The 690-nt window shown below is 64.2% G+C and carries 1 protein-coding gene; it reads left to right on the forward strand.

Translation table 11 applies throughout. From position 1 onward, the window contains the following. Nucleotides 1-690, forward strand: a 690-nt coding sequence (locus DK459_RS07535) for an EF-Tu/IF-2/RF-3 family GTPase (protein WP_255412874.1), incomplete at its 5' end; no start/stop codon positions are given.

Below are 690 nucleotides of genomic sequence, written 5' to 3' on the forward strand. Positions count from 1 at the left end.
ACCCCGATCGTGAAGGGTTCGGCCAAGCTGGCGCTGGAAGGCGACAAGGGCGAACTGGGCGAGCAAGCGATCCTGTCGCTGGCCCAAGCCCTGGACACGTACATCCCGACGCCCGAGCGTGCCGTTGACGGCGCGTTCCTGATGCCGGTCGAAGACGTGTTCTCGATCTCGGGTCGCGGCACCGTGGTGACCGGCCGTATCGAGCGCGGCGTGATCAAGGTCGGCGAAGAAATCGAAATCGTCGGTATCACCCCGACGGTCAAGACGACCTGCACCGGCGTGGAAATGTTCCGCAAGCTGCTGGACCAAGGTCAAGCCGGCGACAACGTGGGCATCCTGCTGCGCGGCACCAAGCGTGAAGACGTCCAGCGCGGCCAGGTTCTGGCCAAGCCGGGCTCGATCACCCCGCACACGGACTTCACCTCCGAGGTGTACATCCTATCCAAGGAAGAAGGCGGCCGCCACACCCCGTTCTTCAACGGCTATCGTCCCCAGTTCTACTTCCGCACGACGGACGTGACCGGCACGATCGACCTGCCGGCCGACAAGGAAATGGTCCTGCCGGGCGACAACGTGACGATGACCGTCAAGCTGCTGGCCCCGATCGCCATGGAAGAAGGCCTGCGTTTCGCCATCCGTGAAGGCGGTCGTACCGTCGGCGCCGGCGTCGTCGCCAAGATCCTGAAGTAA

The sequence above is a fragment of the Achromobacter sp. RW408 genome (assembly GCF_003184165.1).
GTDB classification, from domain to species: Bacteria; Pseudomonadota; Gammaproteobacteria; order Burkholderiales; family Burkholderiaceae_B; genus Achromobacter; species Achromobacter xylosoxidans.